Origin of the sequence: Kitasatospora sp. NPDC088351 (assembly GCF_040685575.1) — a bacterium.
GTDB lineage: Bacteria > Actinomycetota > Actinomycetes > Streptomycetales > Streptomycetaceae > Kitasatospora.
Map to the genome: position 1 here is coordinate 24,419 of NZ_JBFBIL010000021.1, position 21,021 is coordinate 45,439.

Consider the following 21,021-nt stretch of genomic DNA (forward strand, 5'->3'; position numbering starts at 1 on the left):
CTACAGTCGCCCCGTCTCATCCAGGTAGTCGAGCAGGGCCGCGTCCACGGTGTCGTGGAAGGCCGCCAGCGTCCGCTCGTCCTCGCCGTGCCGGTACAGGTCCTCGCACCCGACCCACCGCTCCCGGGTCTGTGCGCCGGGCAGGTATCCGCCGGTGACCGTGCCGACCTCCCAGTCGGGCCTGCCCGCGGTCTCCCAGCAGCTCGACAGCGTCCCGTCCGCGCTCACCACCGCGCCGTAGCGGCCGTCACCGTAACCGCAGGTGGAACACGGCTGATGGGACTGCGGGCGGCTCACGCCGAACCCGAGGTCGAGCGCCCGGCGCTGCCACCTGGTGAAGCGGGCCGACAGCTCTCCACCGTGCAGCAGGTCGTTCCCGTAGCCGACGCCCACGTCCCCCACCTGGGCGAAGTACAGGGTGCACCGGTCGGGGTCGAGCGCCGCGGCGAGCCGGTCGATCAGCGCGTCGACCCCCTGGAAGGTCTCCTGGGAGACGTTCACCCGCAGGATCCACCGGACCGGGGCCGCCTCGGACGCCCGGACGATGTTGCGGACGATCGTGTCGAAGGTCCCGCTGCCGTGCGACCTCCGGACCCGGATCCGGTCGTGGTCGGGGCGGTCGCCGTCGAAGGTGACCTGGATGGACTCCAGCCCGAGCGCGGCCAGTCGGCCGGTCAGCGCCGGGGTGAGCAAGGTGGCGTTGGAGATCATCCAGGCGGACACCAGCCCGTGGTCCGCCGCTCGCTCCAGCAGTTCCAGGCAGCCGCGCGGGTTGAGCAGGGGCTCCCCGCCGAACAGCAGGATCCTGAGCCGCTCCAGGCCGGCCGCGGCCATCTGCCGCTCGGTGAAGTCGAGGATGGAGGTGATGGTCTCCGAGGTCAGACGGGTCTGGGCGATCCGCGGCGGGCGGCTGCCGCCGGCCGGATCCTGCTCGGTGTTCTGGAAGCAGTAGCCGCAGCCCAGATTGCAGTGCGTGCTCGTCAGCACCGTCAGCGCGTAGGTGCGCGGCGGCGCGGCGGGCAGCAGTCCGTGCTCGCGGAGCCGGCGTTCGGTGCCCGGCCGCAGTGCTCCGTCGGCGGTCAGCTGCCCGGGACGCAGGCGGGCCACCCCGCCGCCCGGGCCCAGGAACCACCAGTTCCGCTTGCCCTGGAGGATGCGCACGCCGTCGACGCGGTCGGCCTGTGCCCGGCTCACAACGCCTCCCGCACGGCCGGTGACCGCTCCTCGGTGACCACGCCGCCGGCCGGCCGGCCGGCGGCGTGTCCGCGCGAGACGATCACTGCGGCCAGCGCCGTCACCAGGGTCGCCTGGTACGCCACCCGGAAGAACTCCACGGCGGTCGCGGCCGCGTCGGCCCGGTCGGTGGCGGACCGTCCGGGGATCGCGCCGCCGGACGACTGGACCTCGGCGAGCATCGACAGACCGGCCGCCCCCGAAGGGGTCCGCAGCGGATCGATGCCGAGGCAGTACTGCGCGAGCACGAGCTTTCCGACGAGGTCCCAGTCCCCGCGGTCCACGCGGTGGTCGGTGAGCCGGCACACCGTGCGGCGGGCCCGCTCCAGGTCCTCGCCGGTCAGTCCGGGATCACGGAAGCCGAAGTCGCTGAGGTAGAAGACGGTGTGGGTCACGTCGCACACGTCCAGGCCGGCCACCGGCCGCCCGTCACCGTGCCGGGCCAGCAGGCTGGCTTCGTACAGCTCCCGGTAGGAGTGCAACCGGTGGCCGACGCCCGCGAGATCGGCGTAGTACCTGGTCTCCAGATGGAGGTACGGCGACTTCCCGCGCGGCGTCAGAAAGCCGTCGTCCTCGACCCGGGCGAGCGCGGCCCGGTGCGGCCCTCCGGCGAGCCCGGCGGGTGCCAGCGCGCCGTATATCAGCTGGAACGCCCGTGCGTAGCGCGGGTCGAGGGTGAGCAGGCCCGCGTGGTCCGGGTTCTGCCAGACCCGTTCGACGGTCGCGGCCACCTGGCCCAGGCCCGGGTCCGACGGCGCGGCCTTCTCCCAGCAGCGGTACAGCAGGGCGAGTTGCAGCAGCGCCTTCACCCGAGGGGTCACCGGAAGCTCGGCACGACCTGACGCAGAGTCAAGATAGGCCGAGTGCAGCCGTATCCACCGTAGCGCTCCCTCCGACAGCCTCTCCACGGCCGCCTTGTCCAGGCCGGTGGACCGAGTACCCATGCTTCTCCCTAGTCCTGGAGGTCGCGGACCGCTGAGCCGCCCGCTCGATGACATCGGCCGCGCGGACCGGGTTGTTCGCCGCGGCGAGCCGGTGGCCGAGTTCGCGGGCGCGTTCCCGCAACAGGTCGTTCTGCCAAGCCGATTCGAGCGGACCGGAGGGGTCCGGCGTCACCGCTCTCGGGATGTGCGCGGCGACACCGGCCCGCAGACAGGCCCCGGAGAGCAGCGGCTGCTCGGCGCCGTTGGGCGAGACCCCGAGGACCCGGCCGCGCACCAGTGCGGCCAGCACCGGGGCGGACGTGCCGTTGGTCAGCACCAGTCCGGCCAGATCGATGAGCGGCCCCATCCACGGCTTGCGCACGAGCAGGATGTCGGCGCCGGGCGCGGGCCACGGATCCGTCGACCGCCCCTGCTCGACCACGGCCTGGAACCGGCCGTCGGTGAAGGTGGCGTTGAGGCGGGGCCACGGGGTGCCACCCCCGAAGAAGCGGCCCAGATGCACATAGACGACGGGCTTGCCGGACAGCTCCACCTGGGCCCTGACCGCCGCGAGCTCGGCCTGGTCGGCGGCCGGCTCCCACGCCAGCGGCCCGACGTGGTGCACCCGTTCGGGCAGCACCGCTCCCGGACACTCCAGCACGGGGTCGCCGCGGAGCAGCAGCGCGTCGCCCAGCAGCGGGCTCTCCGGCCACCGGGGACGCCGCCCGGCCAGACCGGCCTGCTCCCGGGTGGCGGTGTACAGCTCCAGGCACGCGTGGGTCCGGTTCTTCCTGGTCCGGCCCAGCTGCGGCTCATCGTCCCCGCCGGTCCGGTAGTTCCACAGGTGGACCGAGAGCCCGATCACCACCACCGGAATGTCCAGCGCCTCGGCGGCGAGCAGGGCGCCGTTGCACAGCACCGAGGTGACCAGCAGGTCGGCCCCGGCCTGCCGGGCGGCGCGCACGGTCGCCCGGTACTGGGCCGGCCCGGTGGTGCCCCAGCAGGCGGCGGAGAAGGCCCGCCGCCCGCCGAAGTCCTCGGCCGCCGCGAACGGCAGGCCGGCCTCGGCCGCGACGGGCGCGGCGGCGGACCGGCCGAGCACGCCGACCTGGTGACCCCGGCGCCGCAGCTCACGCCCGGCCGCGATCGCGGGGTAGAGGTAGCCGCCGTCACTGAGCGGGCAGAGCAGGATGTTCACGGCGCCTCCGGGGCGGTCGGGCGTCGAGCGGGCCACCCGGCCTCCGGCAGCCTGTGCCGGAGGCCGGGCGGCCCGCTCAGTCCTCACGACTCGACGTGTCGGGTCAGAGCGCCGAGCTGTTGTTGACGATGCAGCCGGCGGTGTCGTCGTGCGCACCGTGCGCGACGACGTCGACGTCCTCCTCCTCGGCCTCGACCTCGGTCGGCTCCGGGTTGATGTCCTCGGACATGCTGTCCTCCTCTGCGATGGCGGCGTCCGCTACGCCGGTTCAAGAGAAATCTTGCGGATCTCCGGTTTGACGGCGACTGGTCAGCGGTTTGATATCGGTATGACGATTGGTCAGCGTCTCGACACCGTCCCGCACAACCCGCCCGGCAGGGCCCGGGGATCGACGTGTCGGGTCAGAGCGACGCGGTCAAGTTGACGATGCAGCAGGCGTCGTCGTCGTGCGCACCGTGCGCGACGACGTCGACGTCCTCCTCCTCGGCCTCGACCTCGGCCGGCTCCGGGTTGACGGACTCGGGCATGCTGTCCTCCTCTGCGATGGCGGCGTCCGCTACGCCGGCTCGGGAGACACCGTGCGGGCCCCCGGTATGACGACGGCTGGCCGGCGGTTCGACAGCGGCATGACGATCAGTCAGTGACTCGACGCCGGTACACGGTCGGCCGCGCGGGCCGCCAGCTCCCGCGCGTAGGCGTAGGGCAGCGCCGGCATCTCGTACTGCACCGTGTGCGCGAGCACCTCCACGTTCGGGACGGTGAGCAGGCTGGCCTCCAGCAGGTGCTCCAGCACCCGCACCGCCGTGTCCGGGTCGGAATCCAGCACGGCGGCGGCCTGCTCCAGCGTGAACACCGGCTCCGCGAGCCTGCCGAGCCGCAGGACCGCCCAGTGCGCGGCCTCGGGCAGGTCCTCGATCGACTCGGCCAGCCGGGCGCGCACCGCCGAGTCGCCCCCGCACAACTCGTCCAGCAGAGCCCTGGTGCCCGCCATCCGCGCGCCGTACTCCCGCAAGGGCACATGGCGCAGGAAGGCCAGCCGGTCGGCCACCAGCCGGACGCCGAGGGGCAGCAACCCGGCCGCCCTGACGATCCGCCCGGCGGACTCGCGGTCCGCGTCGACCCGGTCCATGCCGATCACCCGGCCCAGGAACTCCACCGCCTCCTCCGCCGCGAAGGGCGAGAGCCAGAGCCGGTGGGCGCCCTCCAGACCGATCAGCCGGGGCCGGGCCGTCACCACGACGGCGCTCTCCCCGGCCTCCGGCAGCAGCGGCCGCACCTCGCACTCCCGCCGGGCGTCGTCGACGACGACCAGGGCCCGGCGCCCGGTCAGCCAGAGTTGCCAGGCCCACCGCGGGTCCGGCGGGCCCGGCTGTTCCGGCCGGCCGGGCGAGGCCGCGGCCAGCAGCTGGCGCAGCACGTCCTCCAGCGGCCGCAGTCTGCCGTCCTCGCCACGAAGCCGCACGAACAGGCGGCCGTCCGGGAAGTGGTCGCCGAGCCGGTGCGCGACGTGGACCGCCAGCGCGGTCTTGCCCGCGCCGAGCGGGCCGGTCACCACGGCCAGCCGGTTGCCGCCCCGGACCAGCCCGTCCGTCAGGTGCCGGGTGGCCGACACCCGCCCCGTGAAGGCCGGCGGATCGCAGGGCAGCAGGTTCGGCGGGACCTCCCGACGCGGGCGCGGAGCGGCCGGCCGCGGTTCGGCGGGCACCTGCTCGCACAGCAGCGAACGGTAGAACCGGGCCAGCGCCGGGCTGGGCGGCAGCCCGAGCTCGTAGGCCAGCGACTGACGCAGCTCGTCGTAGACCGCCAGGGCCTCGGAGCGCCGCCCCGCCTGGCACAGCGCGGTCATCTGCAGCATGCGCAGCCGCTCCCGGAACGGGTGCTGCTGAGCGATCTCGGTGACGCGCTCGATCGCGGCGGGCCCGCCGCCGGCCGCGATCTCCGCCTCCGTCCAGTCCTCGAAGACCCCGAGGAAGCGCCGGTCCAGCCGTTGAGCGGCGGCGTTGATCAGTGGTACGTCCCGGAACCCGTCCAGGGCCGAGCCGCGCCACAGCGCCAGGGCCTCGGCCAGTTCGCCGGCCCGGGCCCGCTGCTCGAAGCAGAGCGAGTCGAGCTCCCCGACCGCCGCGTGGAGCACGTACCCGCCGGCCTGGTGGCTGATCCGCGAGCCGGACTCCGCGCCGACCAGCCGGCGCAGCGCGGATATGTACACCTGAATGTTCTTGCGGGCCGTTCGCGGCGGCGCGTCGTCCCACAGCGCCTCGACCAGGGCGTCGAACGACACCCGTGAATTCGCCTGGCACAACAGCGCGACCAGGAGAATCTGCTGTTTCCGCGTTCCAGGGTCCACTGAACGGCCGTCGTCCAGCACTCGGAGAGGGCCGAGAATCCCGAAACCAACGGCCATGTCACGCCAACTTGATAGCGGTGGAATGCCCTTCTACCTCGGCGTCCGAAACAGCGTCCAGCCGCTCTTTGACGGAGTTGAGGACCGCCACCTCGTCCTCGGTGAGCCGGGAGAGAACGTCCTGCTGCTCCGGCGTCAGCAGATCGACCGGGTTCCCCGCTTGCCGAAGGGCGGCGAGGGCGTCAAAGGTCATATTCCCCTCCTGTGTCGTGTCCCAGAACGTCATCGTCCTCGGCCCGGGCGACGCCCATGGGACCTCTGGCCACAGGGCGCCACCGGCCGGAGCCGATGCGACAACCAGCGCGAAGAGTCCGGCCTGAAACCTGGACTGAAGTCTCAGTTCCGCCGGCCGCGCTGCCCTCATGCTGACGCCAGTGCCCGGCACCGGCAAGAGGGCGTACCAGCCCTGATCGTGCCAACATATCTGCGAGGCAAAGGGTTTGGGACGTGACCGGACATCCGGAAGGGCCCCTGGACCAAGGCGCGGAGGCCCGCCGGAATCGATCGCGGCTCGTCGGCCGTTCCACACCGGTCGGTGGCGACGAGGGGGGTCAGGAAATGACCTCCCGGCCGGCCCGATCGCCGACTACGGTGCGGTCATGCGCACGCAGCCCCCGGGCGGCGGACCCTCGACGCCCCCGCCGGGCCTGCTCGCGGTCCACGCCCGTCCTGACGCCCCGCACCGGTACGGCCGACCCGCCCGGCCACTTCGCCGGAGGGTGGCCCGGCGGGTGGCCGGACGGGTGGCCCGACGGGTGGAGGCGGTCGGGCATCCCGGCGCCCCCTCGGCCGTTTCACCCGCTCCTTTCCCCCGCGGCCAGAACATGAGGAAAACTCATGTTCGTGATTCGCCGCCGGAACACCGGATGCGGCACAGTGGCCCCATGAGCGCGGACACGAGGAGCCACCAGGCGGCCGGGCGGACCGTGCCTGCCCGGCGGCGGCCGGTGCAACAGCGCAGCCAGGAACGCTACGAGCGGATCCTGGACGCCTGCGCCGGGCTGCTCGACGAGGCCGGCGCCACCGCGCTCACCACCAAGGAGGTCGCGCACCGCGCCCAGGTGCCGATCGGCACGCTCTACCAGTTCTTCTCCGGCAAGGAGGACCTGCTGGCCGCGCTGGCCCACCGCAACCTCGACCACTACCTCCAGCGCCTCGACCGCCGGCTGTCCGCCGGGGCCCCCGCCGGACCGGCCGGGTTCACCGACCTCGCGGTGGACGAGTTCGTCGCGATGAAGCGGGACGTCCCCGGCTTCGGCCAGGTGGACTTCGGCCTGGCCGGCACGAGTGGCCCGACCGGTTTCCGGGGCGACCGGCACCTGCTGGACACCGATCTGGACAACAACGCGGCCGTCGCGCTGCGGCTGCAGGCCCTCGGCGGCGAAGTGTTCGCGGCGGCCGACCCGGTGGCCCTCACCATCGGCCTGCGGGTCGCGCTGGAGGCGGCCGACGCGGTGCTCAATCTCGCCTTCCGGAGCGATCCGGACGGCGACCCGGTGCTGATCGCCGAATGCAAGCGGTTGGTCCGCTGCTACCTTGCGGAGCAGCTGGGACACGATTGAGCCGAGGCGTTGCGAGCCCGCTCCCGCCGCCGCACAGTGGAAGCAGAACGGCCGCCGAGGCGGCCACCGCGACCCGAGGAGCAGACCATGCACGCAGCGGTAGGTGACCAGCTCCACATCCACAGTCGGTCGGTGGGCATGGTGGACCAGAAGGGCGAGATCATCGAGATCCGCGGCACCGAGGGCGAACCGCCGTACGTGGTCCGCTTCGAGGACGGCCACACGGGCCTGATCTACCCAGGCCCCGACTGCGTCGTCGAGACCCGCCAGGCAAGTCACTGACGCGCCCGCCCGCCGGCCGCCGCCCGGTACCACGGAGGCGGCCGGGGGCGGCGGCGTGCGGCAAAGCGGCCGACGCCCGGCGTCAGCGCAGCGGGAACACCTCGAACGGCACGGCGAACCGCACCCCGAGCCGGCAGCCCGCGCCCCGGCCGAAGCCCTCCAGGAACTCCCGCGGGTCGCCCATGGCGCCGCCCAGCCCGGCCAGATAGGCCCGGTGCTCCTCCAGCGAGGCCACCCCCCGGTCGAAGTACCCGGTGGTGTCCACCGCGTGCCGCGCCAGCGGCGAGGCGACCGCCCAGATCTCCCGCACCCCGTTCCAGGGCTCGTGGCCCTCGGCGGTCAGCTCGCGGAACACCCACCGGTTGCCGGCGTCCCGCACCGCGTCCAGGGTGGCCCGGCCGACCGCGATGTGGTCGGCCTGGTTGAGGAGCGTCCCGCCGTACGTCTCGCGGAAGTTGCTGGTGATCACGATGTCCGGGCGGTGGCGGCGCACCGCGCGGGCGATGTCGCGGCGCAGCGGCAGACCGTACTCCAGCGCACCGTCCGGGTAACCGAGGAATTCGACGGTGTCGACGCCGACCACGGCGGCGGAGGCGATCTGTTCGGCCTCGCGCAGCGGGCCGCACTCCTCCGGGCTCAGCGAGTCGATCCCGGCCTCGCCGCTGGTGACCATGACATAGACGACCTTCTTGCCCTGGGCCGTCCAGCGGGCGACGGCGGCGGCCCCGCCGTACTCCATGTCGTCGGGGTGGGCGACGACCGCCAGCGCGGTCTGCCAGTTCTCGGTGACGGGCTCGAACGGCTCGGGTGCCTGCTCGCTCATGGTGGTGCTGCCTTTCCGGGCGGGTGCGGTCGCGCGGTCGTACGGCCTTTCCTTCGGACGGTCGTACCGCGGGTGACTCTAGAAGATCACCGTCCGGTCGGCCGCCGGACACCGCTGCCACCCCGGTGGGCCTGCCCCTGACGCACGGGTCAGGGATTGCGTCCCGGCACCCGCAGCGGCCGGCCGCGCTGAACGCCGAGATCGAGCGGCTCACCCGGCTGCGCGACGGCCTCGCCCGCCACGCCGCTACGGGCGGGGCGGGCGTGGCCGACGGGGCCGGCCGAGTGGTCGGGGCGGAACCCTAGGAGGCGTCCGGGGTCAGCCGGTCGGCCAGGGCCAGGTCGTCGCCCTGCGTGCCCGCGTCCTTCTCCAGCGACGGCCAGCGGATCTGGGTGGCGCACAGGGAGACGACGACCGCCGAGGCGGCGACCGCGCCCATGCCCCAGACCAGGCTGGTGGCGTTCGCGATGAAGCCGATCACCGCGGGGCCGGCCAGCAGACCGGTCGTCCCCATCGCGGCGACCAGGGCCAGCGCCTCGGAGCCCTGGCGGGCCGCGGCCACGTAGACGCACGGGGTCACGGCCGCGACGCCCAGGCCGACGCAGGCGAACCCGAGCAGCGTCGGCACCACGCCGCCGACCAGCAGGGCGAGCGCCAGCCCGGTACCGGCCAGCACGCTGCCGACCCGGACGATCCGGCCGTCGCCGAAGCGGCTGCGCCAGCCGTCGGCGAAGATCCGGGCCAGCACCATCATCACCGAGACGACCGCGATGCCCATCGGGGCCAGCGACGGCGCCGCGTGGACGACGTCCTTGATGTAGAGCGCCGACCAGTCGTTCATGGCGCCCTCGGTGACGGTGCCGAACACCATGGCGGCGCCCATCCAGATCGTCACCCGGGACGGCAGGCTGAGCTTGCGGCGCTCCTTCTTCTCCGCCTTCTCCGCCTTCTCCGCCTTATCGGCCGCCTCGCCGGGCCGCTGGTCCTCCGTCAGGAGCCCGGGCCGGGCCAGGCCGAGGAGCAGCACCAGGAGCACGGCCGCCACCGCGAAGTGCACCATCAGGGTGGTGGTGAACGCGTTGACCGCGGAGGCGAGCAGCGCGGCGAGCAGCGAGCCGGCGCTGAACGTCGCGTGCAGCTTGGACATCGCGGTCCGCTGGAACCTCACCTCCAGCGCGGCGCCCTGCGCGTTCATGGCGACGTTCAGACAGCCGACGGCCATGCCGTCGGCGCAGAGAACCAGCAGGGCGACCGGGTAGTTCGGCACCACGGCGAGGGCCGGCAGCAGCAGACCCAGGCAGAGCGCCGACAGCCCGGCCAGGCGCCGGGAGCCCAGCCGCTTCATCAGGACCGCCACGAGCGGGAAGGAGACGGCCGCACCGACGCCGCAGGCCATCAGCAGCAGGCCGATCTCGGCCTCGCTCAGGTCGAGCCGGGTCTTGAGCGCGGGCAGCCGCGACACCCAGGTCGCGTACTGAAAGCCAAGCAGGCAGAACAGTGCTGCGATGGCCAGTAGTGCTCGGTGGAATTCATCGCGAACACGGAACATGTGAATCAGCCCACTTCGTCTTTCGGTGGTGACCCGTACAACGGATCGCTGGTGTGCTTCGAGGGCTCGGCCGGGGCCGCCCCCAGGGCCATGGACATGTAGACCGCGTGGGCGCCGTAGCTCTCCGGGAACGCGACCTCGGGGTGCGCGCTGTACCCCAGCGGGGACCAGAGCACCTCGGTGCCGCCGACCGCCACCATGGAGAGCCGCTCGTACCCCTGCGCCCGGGCGGTCCGGGCGAGGTGGTTCAGCAGCCGCGGGGCCAGCCCCCGGCCGCGCAACTCCTCGGCGATCACCACGTCGTGCACGTGCAGATTGCTCGACCGGAAGCCGGCCCGCTCCTCCCGGGCCAGGTCCGGGCAGTGGAACAGCGGGTAGGGCAGGGACAGCAGATAGCCGCCCAGCCGCCCCCGGCGCTCCACCGCGAAGCAGGTGGTGGGCGAGGAGCGTCCCCGGGACTCCAGCGCGGCCCGCCCCTCGGAGAGACCGCTCGCGCTGTAGGCGCCGGCCTCCAGCGCCGCGACGCCCTCCCAGTCGTCGTCGGCCAGCGGCCGGATGCGGATGTCGTCGTCCATCTACTCAGAACCTTCCGGGGAGTCGCCGGCACCGCGGACGCAGGTGTACGGAAGCGGGTGGAAGCCGTTGAAACCCTGGGTCGCGTAGCTGGTGGCGTAGGCACCGCAGGAGTGGATCCAGACCGGATCACCCGAGGCGGCGGCCTCGGGGACCGGGACCAGGTCGCCCTCGTGGGCGTAGGCGTCGTCGCTGTCGCAGGTGGGGCCCGCGACCACGGCCGGCACCGACGTCCCGCCGGGGTGGGTGGGGAACTCCAGCCGGTACCGCAACTCGTCCATCTCGTACAGGCCGTTGAACTTCCCGCAGCTCAGGTAGAGCCAGTGCTGCCGCTCACCGGTGAGCTGCTGACGGGACGACAGCCGGGACACGTGGGCCCGGATGGCGCCGTGGTCGGCGACCAGGTGCCGCCCCGGCTCCATGAGGAACTCCAGGGGCGACTCCGACACCTCCCGCAGGCGCTGCATGCCCTCCCGGAGCACGGCGAACATCTTGTCCAGCGGCGGGTCCAGCAGCCGGCCCCGCTTGTCGAGACAGCCGAGCGCGGGCAGGCCGCCGCCGAGGTTGACGTGGTCCAGCAGGATCCCGCGCCGGTTCAGCGTCACCAGGACGTCGGCCAGCGAGTCCAGGGCGCTCTGCCAGGCCTCGGAGGTCATCTGCTGCGAGCCGACATGGACCGAGAGGCCGGACGGTGTCAGGCCCGCCGCCCGCGCGGCCTCCAGCACCCGGACGGCGTCGTCGGCCGAGCAGCCGAACTTCTGGCTCAGGCCCCAGAGCGCCCCCTCCCCGGTGGTGGCGAGGCGGCAGAACACCCGGGCGCCGGGGGCGTGGGCGGCGATCGCCGCCACGTCCTCCAGACTGTCGGTGGCGAAGTCCCTGACCCCGAGCCGGTACGCCTCGGCGATGTTCCGGTCGGACTTGATGGTGTTGCCGTAGTGGATCCGGTCGACGGGTACGCCGGTCCGGAGGGCCTGCTCGATCTCGTGCGGGCTGGCCGCGTCGAAGCCGGCGCCCCGCCCCGCGAGGCAGGCCAGGACCTCGTCGACCGGGCACGCCTTCATGGCGAAGCGCACCGCGATACCGGGCAGTTCACGCAGCAGTGCCGCGTACTGGCCCTCGATCCCGGTGAGGTCGAAGACGAGCAGGTCGTCGGTGGCGGCCGCCAGGGCCGCGCGGATGGATGTGTTCTGATGCATGTCGATGCTCCGGGTACGGCTACCGGAGTAGCTGGTCGGTGCCGACGGCCTTGCTCGCCTGCACCAGCGGGCCCCACGCGTCGATCAGCAGCGCGAAGTACTCGATGTCCGCCTGGGCCTCGTCGAGCAGGCGCTCGCGCAGGGGCCGCAGGTGGTCGGCGAACTCGGCGTACTTGCCGCCCAGTTGACGGTAGGAACGGTCAAGGACGTCCAGTCGTCGGATGTTCTCCGCCCGGTCCGCCCCGGCGCTGCGCCGGACCGAGCCGGCGATCGCGGCGACCCGCACATGGTGCTGCTCGTCGAGCAGCAGCCCGCCGGCCGCCTCCATGTCGTGGTAGACGGGGTAGAAGTAGAGCATCGACAGCAGGAACTTGGTGAACCGCAGCTGATAGGCGGTGAATCCGGGACCGGTCCGCCGCTCGGGGGTGTAGTGGTTCACGATGTTGCGGTTGTGCACGACCCCCGGCAGGGCGGCGTCACGGATCAGGTGCAGCAGGAAGTAGTCGCTGCCGATGGTGGCGGTGGCCGGCGGCAGCGGGACGCGCTCGTAGACCTCGTGGTCGAAGCCGATGTTGCACATGTCCAGCCGCCAGATGTCGGGGCTGCCCAGCGTCGACCGGTCCGCACTGAACGGCTCGGTGCCGGAGCCGACGAACGAGTCGTCGACCAGCTCCCGGCGCTCCTCCTCCGAGGCACCGGCATCGGCCCAGAGGCCGACCACCTCGTAGTAGACGGCGGGGTCCAGCTCCCTGATCTCGCCGATGTCCACCGACAGTTCACCGATGAAGGAACTGCCCACCAGCGACACCGGCCGCTCGGCGAGCGCCGGCTCCAGCTCGACGTCCGTAACGCCCGGCACCGCCTCGGCCGCCCGCTTGCCGAGCGACAGCAGTTCGTGGTGGACCGGGAAGACCGGTTCGCCGTCGAGGACCTGGTAGTCGCTGTCGGAGTCCCGGCGGAGGACGGCCTGGCAGCCGAGCGCGCCGGCGATCAGGAACGCCCGGTTGGTGCAGGCGCCGTAGGAGACGGCGTCCGGCAACATCAGGTCCAGCACCAGCTCCGGCTCGACGACCCCGGACCGCTGGATCACCTGCCGCAGGAACGCGCGCTGCCGCTCCTCGTCGACGTGGTGCACGACCACGTTCGCCGCCGCGGGCAACCCGGCGACGGCCTTGGCGTGCAGGGCGAAGGTGGCCTCGTCCGAGGAGTCCAGGATCAGCAGATGCACCTCGACGTCGAAGGTCTCCGCGCCGTACACCGCCTCACCGTGGACGGCCGGGATCGTCGCGACGCACTCCCGGTTGGTCGGAAGAGTCAGGCAGACTCTGCGCATTCCGGCTCCCCCGTCGCCTCGTCGAACTCCTGGCCGCGCCACGACTTCAGCCCCAGCAGCTTCTCGCCGAGCCCGTTCAGCGCGGCGGTGCCGTAGCGGAGGGACTCGTGCCTGGTCGCGTCGCCGACCAGCGTCGCGTTCCAGTCCGGCGTGCTGAGGTGGCGCCAGGAGTCCACCCGGGAGCGGCGCAGCTTCTCGGCCTCCTCCAGGGCGGGCATCATGGACAGGTACTGGACCGAACGGACGCCGCTCTCCGAGGTGTTGCGGGCCACCCCGTGCGCGAGCAGGCCGTTCCAGATCAGCAGGTCGCCGGCCTTGAGCTCGGGCCGCACCACCGGGAACTCGTCCCAGTCGACGGCGGGCCGGATCGGGTCCCGGTCGGCCGGCTGGGAGATCTTCCACGGCTCGAACCGCCGGAACAGCTCGGGCGAGCACTGGAAGCCGCCGTGGTCCGGCTTGGTGTCGTTGAGCGCGATGATGCCCTGCACCCGCTGCGGCAGCACGCCGAGCGTGGTGTCCACGTCCCAGTGCAGCTCGATGTCGAAACCGGTGTCGGTGGGCGCGATCAGCTTGCGGTCGCGGTTCCGGACGTTCGGCGGGTTCAGGTTGAGCCGGTCCAGCGTCACCCACAGCTCTTCGCAGTCCCAGACGTCGACGAACGCGTCGTAGACGCGCCGCGCCTGGCGGCTGTCCCAGACGAGCTGGTGGTGGTAGGCCTCGACGAAGCCGTAGACGTACAGGTCCCGGTCCAGATCGTCGCGGAACTCCCGTTCGGTGTACCAGTCTTCCGGCCGGGTCGGGTCGAGCCCCTGGAAGTCCCAGGTGAACTCCAGCAGGCGGGCCGCCGCCTCGGCGGGGATCGCCTCCTTCACCACGACGTAGCCGTAGGTCTGCCAGAACTCGAAGTCCTCTTCGGAGAGCACGCGGAGCGGCCGCGACTTCCGGATGTCCCGCAGCTGCGTCCGCGCCAGGTAGGTCTCGCCGTCCGCGCTGAAGTACGGGACGTCCGAGGCTGCTCGGTGCAGATATCCGTCAGGCGTCGACATGCAATCACTCCAAAGCTAGAAATTTCTGCGGCCGGACAGCGCGGACCGCTCCCACGAGCGGTACGCGAACGGCCTCGGCACGGCCTTCACCACCAGGCCCGCCGGAAGTACGGTGTTCGAGAGGACGGCTGACACGAGATCACCTGTCGCGAAGGGGAATCAGCCGGCCGGGCGCGATCTCATCCGCACACGTTGAAGCAAGGCCCGCCCGAGGGCGGAAAAGGACGGAAACCGACCTGCGGTGGCATATCGCGCCAAGTGGATCGGGCCCAGGGACAACGGAATTGCTGGGCACCTCCGGCCGCTTCGGCCGACTGCCCGGTGGAGGTGGCGGTTTTCCGCGCGAAAACAGCCGGAATTCCTACCTCCTCGTACTCGGCGCCCCTCACGGGACGCGGACACCCACAGCAAACTTCGCGAAGCTGGTCGGCCAACTCGCGGATCGGGCAAGGGTCTCGTTCCGTCTTCACCTTGCCGAACTTACGTTCCACTACGGTGGACTAGACCAACTTCCGGTGTCAACCCTCGACCTGGGGAGACTCGGTGACGGGACACCAGAAATCCGGAAACGCACCGCCCCTCATGAACGAACCACGCCCGTCCGCCTTTTGTTCCGTCAAACGACATACACCGGAAGCGGATCGCTCCACTCGACCGGAACCGGGCGGCTCGTCTTTTGTTCCGTTAATCGACATTCATCGAAGACGGGTATGCCATTCACCGCCCATAAGCGGCGAGGCCCGCGTCGCATGCCGCGCGGCGCATGCCGACCGGACGGACGGAGTGGACGACCTCACCGAACACGCGAAGGCTTCCGCCCCGACGACCGCCACCACAGGCCTCTCCTCCACAGAGACACCTCTACAGAGACCTCTATGCAGAGAGTCCTCTGCATCATAGGATGCCGACATGACCGAGCAACCGGAACAGTCGCCCCCGCCCGCTAGCGCCCACCGCCGGATCGACGCCCGCAGCCTGCGCGGGCTCGCCCATCCGCTGCGGATGCAGATCTTCGAACTGCTCAACCTGGACGGCCCCTCCACCGCCACCCGGCTCGCCGAACGCCTCGGCGAGAACACCGGCACCGTCAGCTGGCACCTGCGCCACCTCGCCGAGCACGGCTTCATCGAGGAGGAGACCGGCCGGGGCACCAGGCGCGAGCGCTGGTGGCGGCGGGTGCCCGTCGCCACCCAGCTGAACAGCGCCGACTTCCACGACGACCCCGACAGCCGGGGCGCCCTCTCGCTCTACCTGCACGAGCTGGTGCAGCAGTACTTCACCCGGGTCTCCTCCTACATCAGCGAGGACTGGGAGGACGACTGGCGCAACGTCGGCACCATCTCGGACTGGAGCCACCTGCGACTGACGCCCCAACAACTCAAGGACCTCAACGAGGACTTGGCAGCCGTCATCGCCCGCCACACCCCCGGGCCGGGCACCGAGCCCGAGGCCGGCGCGCTGCCGATCGTGGTCCAGCTCCAGTCCTTCCCGCGCAAGCCGCGTGACACCGCATGAGCGCCGACGCACGCGGCGGACTGCTCCGCCGCCACCGGGACTTCCGGCTGCTCTGGTGCGGCGAGACCGCGGGGAGGTTCGGCGCCTCCGTCTCCGGGGTCGCGATGCCGCTGATCGCCGTCACCGACCTGCACGCGAGCACCTTCGAGATCGGCCTGCTGTTCGCCGCCTCCTGGGCCCCCTGGCTGGTCATCGGCCTGCCGGCCGGCGTCTGGGTGGACCGCTTACCGCGCCGCCCGATCATGCTGGCCACGGCCGCGCTCTCGCTCGGGCTGTTCGCCGCCGTCCCGGTGGCCTCCTGGCTCGGCGTGCTCAGCACCGGTCTGCTGCTGGCCGTCGCGCTGCTCAGCGGCACCGCCGCCGTCTTCTTCCAGACCGCCTACACCGCCTACCTCCCCAGCCTGCTCGACCCCGCCGACCAGCCCGAGGGCAACGCCAAGCTGCACGGCAGCGCCTCCGCCGCGCAGATCGCCGGCCTCGGTTCCGGCGGCCTGATCGCGCAACTGGCCGGAGCGGTGAACGGCATGCTCACCAACGCCGCGACCTTCCTGGTCTCCCTCGTCTGTCTGAGCCGCATCCGGCACCGGGAGGCGCCGCCCGCCCGGCCGGACCGGCCCAGGGCGCTCGGCCGCGAGATCGGCGAGGGTCTGCGGCTGGTCGCCGGGGACCGCTGGCTGAGAGCGCTGACACTGTTCGGCGCCGCCTCCAACCTGTCCCTGATGGGGTTTCAGTCCATCCAGGTGGCCTTCCTGGTCCGCGAGGTCGGGCTCGCCCCGGGCACCGTCGGCGGGCTGATCGCGGCCGGGGCGAGCGGCGGCGTCGCCGGGGCCTTCGCCGCCCGCCGGGTCGCCGCCCGGATCGGCACCGCCCGCGCGATGATCCTCTTCGAACTGTGCCTGCCCGTCCTGGCCCTGCTCATCCCGCTCACCGCCAAGGGCACGGGCGTACTCGTCTACGTGGCGGGCGGGTTCGGCGTCTCCGCGGGCGTCGTGGCCGGCAATGTGATCAAGTCCGGCTTCCAGCAGCGTTACTGCCCGTCCGACCTGCTGGGCCGCATCACGGCCAGCACCGCCGTCCTCAACTACGGAACCATCCCGCTCGGCGCCCTCCTCGCCGGCGTCCTCGGCACCGCCCTCGGGCTGCGCCCCGCGATGTGGATCACCACCGCCGGAGTCCCGCTCGCCGCGCTCGTCCTGCTCTTCTCCCCGATCGGCCGCACTCGCGACCTCCCGACCTCCCGCACCGGCGAAGCCGCGGCCCCCACCGGCCGGGAAGCGCCCTCGCAGCCGGCGGCCTCGACGTGATCCGCCCCCGGGACCGGCGTCCGGGCCGCCCCGGGGTCACTTCGGAAGCCACCCCGGGCGGCCGTCGGCCGGGGCGGGGCGCGTAGGCTCGGCGGATGTCCCTGCTCAGCCTGCACGACCGGGCGGCGCTGACCGACCGGTTCCGCGGTGATCCCGGCCTGCATCTCTTCGAACTCGGCGACCTCGACGACCTGTTGTGGCCGCACACCGCCTGGTACACGGTGTCGGACGACGGGCCGGTGGCGCTGCTCTACGCCGTGGGCGAGATCCCGACCCTGCTCGGGTTCGCGCCCGAGGAGCGGTGGCGGTCGCTGGAGGAGCTGCTTCGGGCCATGCTGCCGGTGCTGCCACGGCGGTTCCTGGCCCATCTGTCCGGCCGGGCGGAGGAGGCCCTCACCCCGGTCTACCGCGTGGAGCGGCGGGCGGCGCTGCTGAGAATGACGCTGTCGGACCGGTCGTGCCTCGCACCGCACCTCGACGGCCCGTGGGCCCCGGCTCCGCTGGGGCGGGCCGATCTGCCCGAGTTGCGCGCCCTCTTCTCGGTGGCCTACCCGGGCAACTGGTTCGACGAGCGGATGCTGGACACCGGCCAGTACGTCGGTGTGCGCGAGGGCGGCGCCCTGGTGGCGGTCGCCGGGGTGCACGTCCACTCCCCCGCCCACCGGGTGGCCGCGATCGGCAACGTCGCCACCCACCCGGCGGTGCGCGGCCGGGGCGCGGCCGGCGCCTGTGTCGCGGAGCTGTGCCGCCGCCTGACCGGCACCACCGACCACATCGGGCTCAACGTCCGGGCCGACAACCCGGGCGCCGCCGGCCTCTACCGGCGGCTGGGGTTCACGGTCGTGGCGGAGTTCAACGAGTCGCTGCTCAGCGCCCGTTGACCCCGGTTCCGCCGGGGTGCGGCGGACCCGGGGTCAACGGCAGGTGCTGCGGGGTGGCGCGGGAATCAGGCGAAGGCGGTCAGGGGAGGGTGATCAGGCGAAGGTGTTGGTGCTCCAGATCGCACCGCCGACGCCCTCGCCGCCCTCCTCCTTGTAGATCACGAGGTTGCCGTCGTCCTGGAGCTTCATGAAGGCTCCGGCGCTCCAGAAGGTGCCGGAGCTCCAGACCGAACCGACGCCGTTGCCCTGGCCCGCCGGGTAGACGACCGCGTTGCCGTCGGCCTGCATGACGAAGTAGCCGAAGGTGCTGGCGTAGGTGCCGGTCGACCAGAGGTGGGCGCCGTCGCTCTTGCGGTACAGGGCGAAGTTGCCGTCCCGCTGCATGATCAGCACGGTGGACTTCGACTCGGTCCACTGGGCGGACCAGACCGGCTGGCCGGAGCCGATGGTGCTGCCGATCCGGGTCGAGCCGGCGCCCCAGGCCGCGCCGCCCGAGAGCGGGCCGCCGCCCTTCTTGTAGACGACGATGTTGCCGTCGTCCTGGAGGCTCAGGTAACCGCCCGGGGAGCTCCAGGTGGCGGTGTTCCAGATCGGGTGCTTGTCGGCCGTGTAGACGACGAAGTTGCCGTCGGGCTGCATCTCGGCGTAGGCGCCGGCGTTCCCGCCGGTACCGGTGGCCCAGATGATGCCGTTGGGGGCGTTCTTGTGGGTCAGCGTGAGATTGCCGTCGGCCCGCATGGTCAGCCGCAGGTCGCGGCCGGCGAGCGTCTGGCCGGAGGCGAGCCGCGCGCCGGGGCCGAGCAGGGCCTGGTCGACCGAGGAGCTGTCGAGGATCCACTGGCGGATGTCGTCGACCCGGCTCTCGACCGCGTCGGTGCGGGTCTCGGTGGAGCCGAAGCAGCCGCCCTGCCAGGAGAGGCTGTGGATGCCGGCCAGGACCGCGGTCGCGCCGTTCTCCCGGAAGGTCGGGCCGCCGGTGTCGCCCTTGCAGATCGCGCCGGTGGCCGGGGCCTTGGCGGCGATGCCGACGGTGGTCGCCGCGGTCGACTTGACCGTGACGGCCGCGCCGTGGAGGCGGTTCGGCACCCACTCGTCCTGGGTGCGCCCGTAGCCGGTGGCGCGCAGGGTGTCGCCCACCGCCGGGGCGGTGTCGGCGAGGGTCACCGGGGTGACGCCGAAGACCGGGCCGGCCAGGCGGGCGACGACGAGGTCCCGGTCGGCGCGCGGCTTGAGGTCGATCACGTCGACGGAGACACCGGTCTGGCTGCCCAGGTCGGTACGGCCGACGGTGATGACGGCATGGTCCTTGGGCTTCCCGGCGGTCACCGTCGAGGGGTCGGCCGGGTCGGCGGCGAAACAGCTGGCGGCGGTGATCACCCAGGTCGGGTTGATCAGGGCCGCCGAGCAGGAGCGCTTGCCGTCGCCGATGTCGAGCCTGGCCGTGAAGGCGTAGCCGCCGTCGGCCACCGGATCGCCGACGACCGCGTTGGCGGGGACCGTACCGAGGGCACAGACGCCGGCGACGGCGGTGGCGAGAACGCTGGTCATCCACGCGGCGCGTGGACGCTTGAACTGCATCTGTCGATCACCTTCGGGTCGTGGTGGAGGAGCAGGGCTACTGGCATGCGCCTGCCAGACCGGCGCTCGGACCGGGGAACGGATCAGGCGGGCGGGACCTGCTCGTGAAGGCGGCCCGGGGCGCTTCGGAGCGCGCTCGGGCGGCGGGGGAACGGAAACGGGCCTACTGCCCCGCGTCCGGCTTTCAGAGAGGGGCGGGCACGGTGGCACGCGTCCGGTCCGGCGACAACCCGGTGTCCGGCGGCCGACCGCCGATATGTGCGTCCATCACGCCACAACCCCCGTTTTCTGGCATGCCGATCAGTGGTGTGGGAGAGCGACGCCCCCCATCACCGGATCGATCTTCATACTGATATCACCCCTGACCTGCCCAGCGGCAGATGATCACACGAAATCCATCACCGGCCGGGCGAAAATCGTCCGGTACGTGATCTCCGTTCAGATGGGCTCCACACCCGGGCGACTGACCGTTCATCACACTGCGGACGGCCCGGACGCGCGGGGAACCGGCCGGTTCAGGCCACCCGCCGGGCGCTCCACAGCGGCAGGCCCTCGAAGAAGGCCACCGCCTCCGCGCGCCAGTACGGGCGCCAGCCGGCGGCCTCGGCGCGGGCGGCCTCGGCGTAACGGCGCAGGTCCGCGCGGAGGCGCTCGTCCACACCCCGCTGCCGGGCGATGGCGCGGACGCGCTCGACCGTCCCGGGCGGGCAGTGCGGATCGCCGAGCGCGGACTCCACGACGGCCCGCTCCGCCCCGGCGGTGGCGGCCAGGAGGGCGGTGACGGCGTAACTGCGGCGCCCCGCGCGGAGGTCGGCGCCGGTGGACTTCCCGGTGGCGGCCTCGTCGCCGAACAGGTCGAGGTAGTCGTCGCACAGCTGACCGCCGATGCCGACCAGGGTCGCGTAGCGGCGCAGCCGCCCGTCGTGGGCGGCCAGGTCCTCGCCTGCGGCCAGCAGCCCGAGCCGCAGCGGCGCGAGGACCGAGTACCGGGTGGACTTGTACTCGCAGACGGTGTGCAGCAGTTCCTCGTCCGGCAGGGCGTGGGAGTCGCGCTCCAGGTCGACGATCTGGCCCACGACCGTCTCCGCGCCCGCGCTCAGCTGCACCTCCAGCATGGCGTGCCGCAGCCGCGCCGGCACCTCCGCGTCGAGCAGGACCCGCATGGCCAGGAAGGCCGCGAGATCCCCGGCCAGCACGGCCAGGCCCAGCGCCGTCCGCTCCCCGGCCGGGAACTCCCCGCGGTAGGCGTAGTACGTCGACGGGCCGCCGCGCCGGACGGGCGCGTCGTCGATGATGTCGTCGTGGACGAGCCCGTGCGTCTGGAGCAGTTCGATGCTCAGCGCGGCCTCCGCCAGCCCGGGCACCGGCTCGGCGGTCACCAGCCGGGCCGCCTCGTACAGCAGGGCGACCCGCAGCCGCTTGCCGCCGCGCAGCGAGAGCTCCCGCAGGAGCTCCAGGCAGCGGGGGGTGAAGCGGCTGAGCGCCGGGGTGTCCAGGTGCTCCGGCAGGGCCGCGAAGTACGCCGCGAAGCGGGCGTCGAAGCGGCGCCTGTGGGCGGCGGCCCGTTCGTGGGCGGCGGCCATGATCGTCTCGTCCATGGGCCCACCCTTCCAGCCGGACG

General features: G+C 72.4%; 20 protein-coding genes. 5 read left to right on the top strand and 15 right to left on the bottom strand.

Annotation, left to right across the window (positions count from 1 at the left end; all coding sequences use genetic code 11):
- From AB0P06_RS17275 to AB0P06_RS17305, 7 genes are all read right to left on the bottom strand, one after another.
- A complete protein-coding gene (locus AB0P06_RS17275; RefSeq protein ID WP_363608124.1) occupies positions 1 to 1,194 on the bottom strand; it encodes a radical SAM protein in 1,194 nt (397 codons plus the stop codon).
- Positions 1,191 to 2,054, bottom strand: coding sequence for a hypothetical protein (locus AB0P06_RS17280; RefSeq protein WP_363608125.1), 864 nt, complete (start codon positions 2,052 to 2,054; stop codon positions 1,191 to 1,193). Before AB0P06_RS17280 ends, AB0P06_RS17275 begins: the two co-directional genes overlap by 4 nt.
- A gap of 28 nt (positions 2,055 to 2,082) precedes the next feature.
- The gene (locus AB0P06_RS17285; protein ID WP_363608126.1) at positions 2,083 to 3,354 is read right to left on the bottom strand and encodes a glycosyltransferase; all 1,272 of its coding nucleotides are present in this window, start codon (positions 3,352 to 3,354) and stop codon (positions 2,083 to 2,085) included.
- Positions 3,355 to 3,457: 103 nt separating this feature from the next.
- Positions 3,458 to 3,583 (bottom strand): hypothetical protein, encoded by a 126-nt coding sequence (locus AB0P06_RS17290; protein WP_363608127.1) that lies wholly within the window; start codon positions 3,581 to 3,583, stop codon positions 3,458 to 3,460.
- Between the two features lie 172 nt (positions 3,584 to 3,755).
- The gene (locus AB0P06_RS17295; RefSeq protein WP_363608128.1) at positions 3,756 to 3,881 is read right to left on the bottom strand and encodes a hypothetical protein; all 126 of its coding nucleotides are present in this window, start codon (positions 3,879 to 3,881) and stop codon (positions 3,756 to 3,758) included.
- Between the two features lie 110 nt (positions 3,882 to 3,991).
- On the bottom strand, positions 3,992 to 5,758 hold the full coding sequence (locus AB0P06_RS17300; protein ID WP_363608129.1) for a BTAD domain-containing putative transcriptional regulator: 1,767 nt from the start codon (positions 5,756 to 5,758) through the stop codon (positions 3,992 to 3,994).
- Position 5,759: 1 nt separating this feature from the next.
- A complete protein-coding gene (locus AB0P06_RS17305) occupies positions 5,760 to 5,951 on the bottom strand; it encodes an aroma-sacti cluster domain-containing protein (RefSeq protein WP_363608130.1) in 192 nt (63 codons plus the stop codon).
- Positions 5,952 to 6,642: 691 nt separating this feature from the next.
- On the opposite strand from AB0P06_RS17305, the gene AB0P06_RS17310 reads away from it, so the two are divergent.
- Positions 6,643 to 7,320 carry a TetR family transcriptional regulator gene (locus AB0P06_RS17310; RefSeq protein WP_363608131.1) on the top strand — a complete coding sequence of 226 codons (678 nt, stop codon included), beginning with the start codon at positions 6,643 to 6,645 and terminating at the stop codon, positions 7,318 to 7,320.
- Between the two features lie 87 nt (positions 7,321 to 7,407).
- Positions 7,408 to 7,602 carry a DUF1918 domain-containing protein gene (locus AB0P06_RS17315; RefSeq protein WP_363608132.1) on the top strand — a complete coding sequence of 65 codons (195 nt, stop codon included), beginning with the start codon at positions 7,408 to 7,410 and terminating at the stop codon, positions 7,600 to 7,602.
- 82 nt (positions 7,603 to 7,684) lie between these two features.
- Here AB0P06_RS17315 and AB0P06_RS17320 read toward each other — a convergent pair whose 3' ends face one another.
- The 6 genes from AB0P06_RS17320 to AB0P06_RS17345 all read right to left on the bottom strand — a co-directional run bounded on the left by AB0P06_RS17320 (position 7,685) and on the right by AB0P06_RS17345 (position 14,122).
- Entirely contained in the window at positions 7,685 to 8,425 is a 741-nt protein-coding gene (locus tag AB0P06_RS17320; protein WP_363608133.1) for a PIG-L deacetylase family protein, read from the bottom strand.
- A 301-nt stretch (positions 8,426 to 8,726) separates the two neighbouring features.
- The gene (locus tag AB0P06_RS17325) at positions 8,727 to 9,974 is read right to left on the bottom strand and encodes an MFS transporter (protein ID WP_363608134.1); all 1,248 of its coding nucleotides are present in this window, start codon (positions 9,972 to 9,974) and stop codon (positions 8,727 to 8,729) included.
- Positions 9,975 to 9,979: 5 nt separating this feature from the next.
- Positions 9,980 to 10,549 (bottom strand): GNAT family N-acetyltransferase, encoded by a 570-nt coding sequence (locus AB0P06_RS17330; protein ID WP_363608135.1) that lies wholly within the window; start codon positions 10,547 to 10,549, stop codon positions 9,980 to 9,982.
- Positions 10,550 to 11,743, bottom strand: coding sequence for a type III PLP-dependent enzyme (locus tag AB0P06_RS17335; protein ID WP_363608136.1), 1,194 nt, complete (start codon positions 11,741 to 11,743; stop codon positions 10,550 to 10,552). It abuts the gene before it with no gap.
- A gap of 19 nt (positions 11,744 to 11,762) precedes the next feature.
- Positions 11,763 to 13,076 (bottom strand): DUF6271 family protein, encoded by a 1,314-nt coding sequence (locus AB0P06_RS17340; RefSeq protein WP_363608137.1) that lies wholly within the window; start codon positions 13,074 to 13,076, stop codon positions 11,763 to 11,765.
- On the bottom strand, positions 13,058 to 14,122 hold the full coding sequence (locus AB0P06_RS17345; protein ID WP_363608138.1) for a phytanoyl-CoA dioxygenase family protein: 1,065 nt from the start codon (positions 14,120 to 14,122) through the stop codon (positions 13,058 to 13,060). The genes AB0P06_RS17340 and AB0P06_RS17345 overlap by 19 nt, the downstream gene beginning before the upstream one ends.
- 909 nt (positions 14,123 to 15,031) lie before the next feature.
- On the opposite strand from AB0P06_RS17345, the gene AB0P06_RS17350 reads away from it, so the two are divergent.
- The 3 genes from AB0P06_RS17350 (at position 15,032) to AB0P06_RS17360 (ending at position 17,822) form a co-directional block, all read left to right on the top strand.
- Positions 15,032 to 15,637, top strand: a complete 606-nt coding sequence (locus AB0P06_RS17350; RefSeq protein ID WP_363608139.1) for a helix-turn-helix domain-containing protein — start codon at positions 15,032 to 15,034, stop codon at positions 15,635 to 15,637.
- The gene (locus AB0P06_RS17355; RefSeq protein WP_363608140.1) at positions 15,634 to 16,941 is read left to right on the top strand and encodes an MFS transporter; all 1,308 of its coding nucleotides are present in this window, start codon (positions 15,634 to 15,636) and stop codon (positions 16,939 to 16,941) included. The genes AB0P06_RS17350 and AB0P06_RS17355 overlap by 4 nt, the downstream gene beginning before the upstream one ends.
- 95 nt (positions 16,942 to 17,036) lie before the next feature.
- The gene (locus AB0P06_RS17360; RefSeq protein WP_363608141.1) at positions 17,037 to 17,822 is read left to right on the top strand and encodes a GNAT family N-acetyltransferase; all 786 of its coding nucleotides are present in this window, start codon (positions 17,037 to 17,039) and stop codon (positions 17,820 to 17,822) included.
- 93 nt (positions 17,823 to 17,915) lie between these two features.
- Here AB0P06_RS17360 and AB0P06_RS17365 read toward each other — a convergent pair whose 3' ends face one another.
- Both AB0P06_RS17365 and AB0P06_RS17370 read right to left on the bottom strand, forming a co-directional pair.
- Complete coding sequence (locus AB0P06_RS17365) at positions 17,916 to 19,400, bottom strand: trypsin-like serine protease (protein ID WP_363608142.1); 1,485 nt, start codon at positions 19,398 to 19,400, stop codon at positions 17,916 to 17,918.
- A 515-nt stretch (positions 19,401 to 19,915) separates the two neighbouring features.
- Complete coding sequence (locus AB0P06_RS17370; protein WP_363608143.1) at positions 19,916 to 20,998, bottom strand: polyprenyl synthetase family protein; 1,083 nt, start codon at positions 20,996 to 20,998, stop codon at positions 19,916 to 19,918.
- Positions 20,999 to 21,021: the final 23 nt, after the last annotated feature.

Coding starts and splice junctions, on each gene's coding strand:
- AB0P06_RS17335 (WP_363608136.1), bottom strand. CDS start 11,743: ATGCATCAGAACACATCCATCCGCGCGGCCCTGGCGGCCGCCACCGAC.
- AB0P06_RS17340 (WP_363608137.1), bottom strand. CDS start 13,076: ATGCGCAGAGTCTGCCTGACTCTTCCGACCAACCGGGAGTGCGTCGCG.
- AB0P06_RS17345 (WP_363608138.1), bottom strand. CDS start 14,122: ATGTCGACGCCTGACGGATATCTGCACCGAGCAGCCTCGGACGTCCCG.
- AB0P06_RS17360 (WP_363608141.1), top strand. CDS start 17,037: ATGTCCCTGCTCAGCCTGCACGACCGGGCGGCGCTGACCGACCGGTTC.
- AB0P06_RS17315 (WP_363608132.1), top strand. CDS start 7,408: ATGCACGCAGCGGTAGGTGACCAGCTCCACATCCACAGTCGGTCGGTG.
- AB0P06_RS17325 (WP_363608134.1), bottom strand. CDS start 9,974: ATGTTCCGTGTTCGCGATGAATTCCACCGAGCACTACTGGCCATCGCA.
- AB0P06_RS17310 (WP_363608131.1), top strand. CDS start 6,643: ATGAGCGCGGACACGAGGAGCCACCAGGCGGCCGGGCGGACCGTGCCT.
- AB0P06_RS17320 (WP_363608133.1), bottom strand. CDS start 8,425: ATGAGCGAGCAGGCACCCGAGCCGTTCGAGCCCGTCACCGAGAACTGG.
- AB0P06_RS17305 (WP_363608130.1), bottom strand. CDS start 5,951: ATGACCTTTGACGCCCTCGCCGCCCTTCGGCAAGCGGGGAACCCGGTC.
- AB0P06_RS17295 (WP_363608128.1), bottom strand. CDS start 3,881: ATGCCCGAGTCCGTCAACCCGGAGCCGGCCGAGGTCGAGGCCGAGGAG.
- AB0P06_RS17365 (WP_363608142.1), bottom strand. CDS start 19,400: ATGCAGTTCAAGCGTCCACGCGCCGCGTGGATGACCAGCGTTCTCGCC.
- AB0P06_RS17350 (WP_363608139.1), top strand. CDS start 15,032: ATGACCGAGCAACCGGAACAGTCGCCCCCGCCCGCTAGCGCCCACCGC.
- AB0P06_RS17300 (WP_363608129.1), bottom strand. CDS start 5,758: ATGGCCGTTGGTTTCGGGATTCTCGGCCCTCTCCGAGTGCTGGACGAC.
- AB0P06_RS17355 (WP_363608140.1), top strand. CDS start 15,634: ATGAGCGCCGACGCACGCGGCGGACTGCTCCGCCGCCACCGGGACTTC.
- AB0P06_RS17290 (WP_363608127.1), bottom strand. CDS start 3,583: ATGTCCGAGGACATCAACCCGGAGCCGACCGAGGTCGAGGCCGAGGAG.
- AB0P06_RS17330 (WP_363608135.1), bottom strand. CDS start 10,549: ATGGACGACGACATCCGCATCCGGCCGCTGGCCGACGACGACTGGGAG.
- AB0P06_RS17370 (WP_363608143.1), bottom strand. CDS start 20,998: ATGGACGAGACGATCATGGCCGCCGCCCACGAACGGGCCGCCGCCCAC.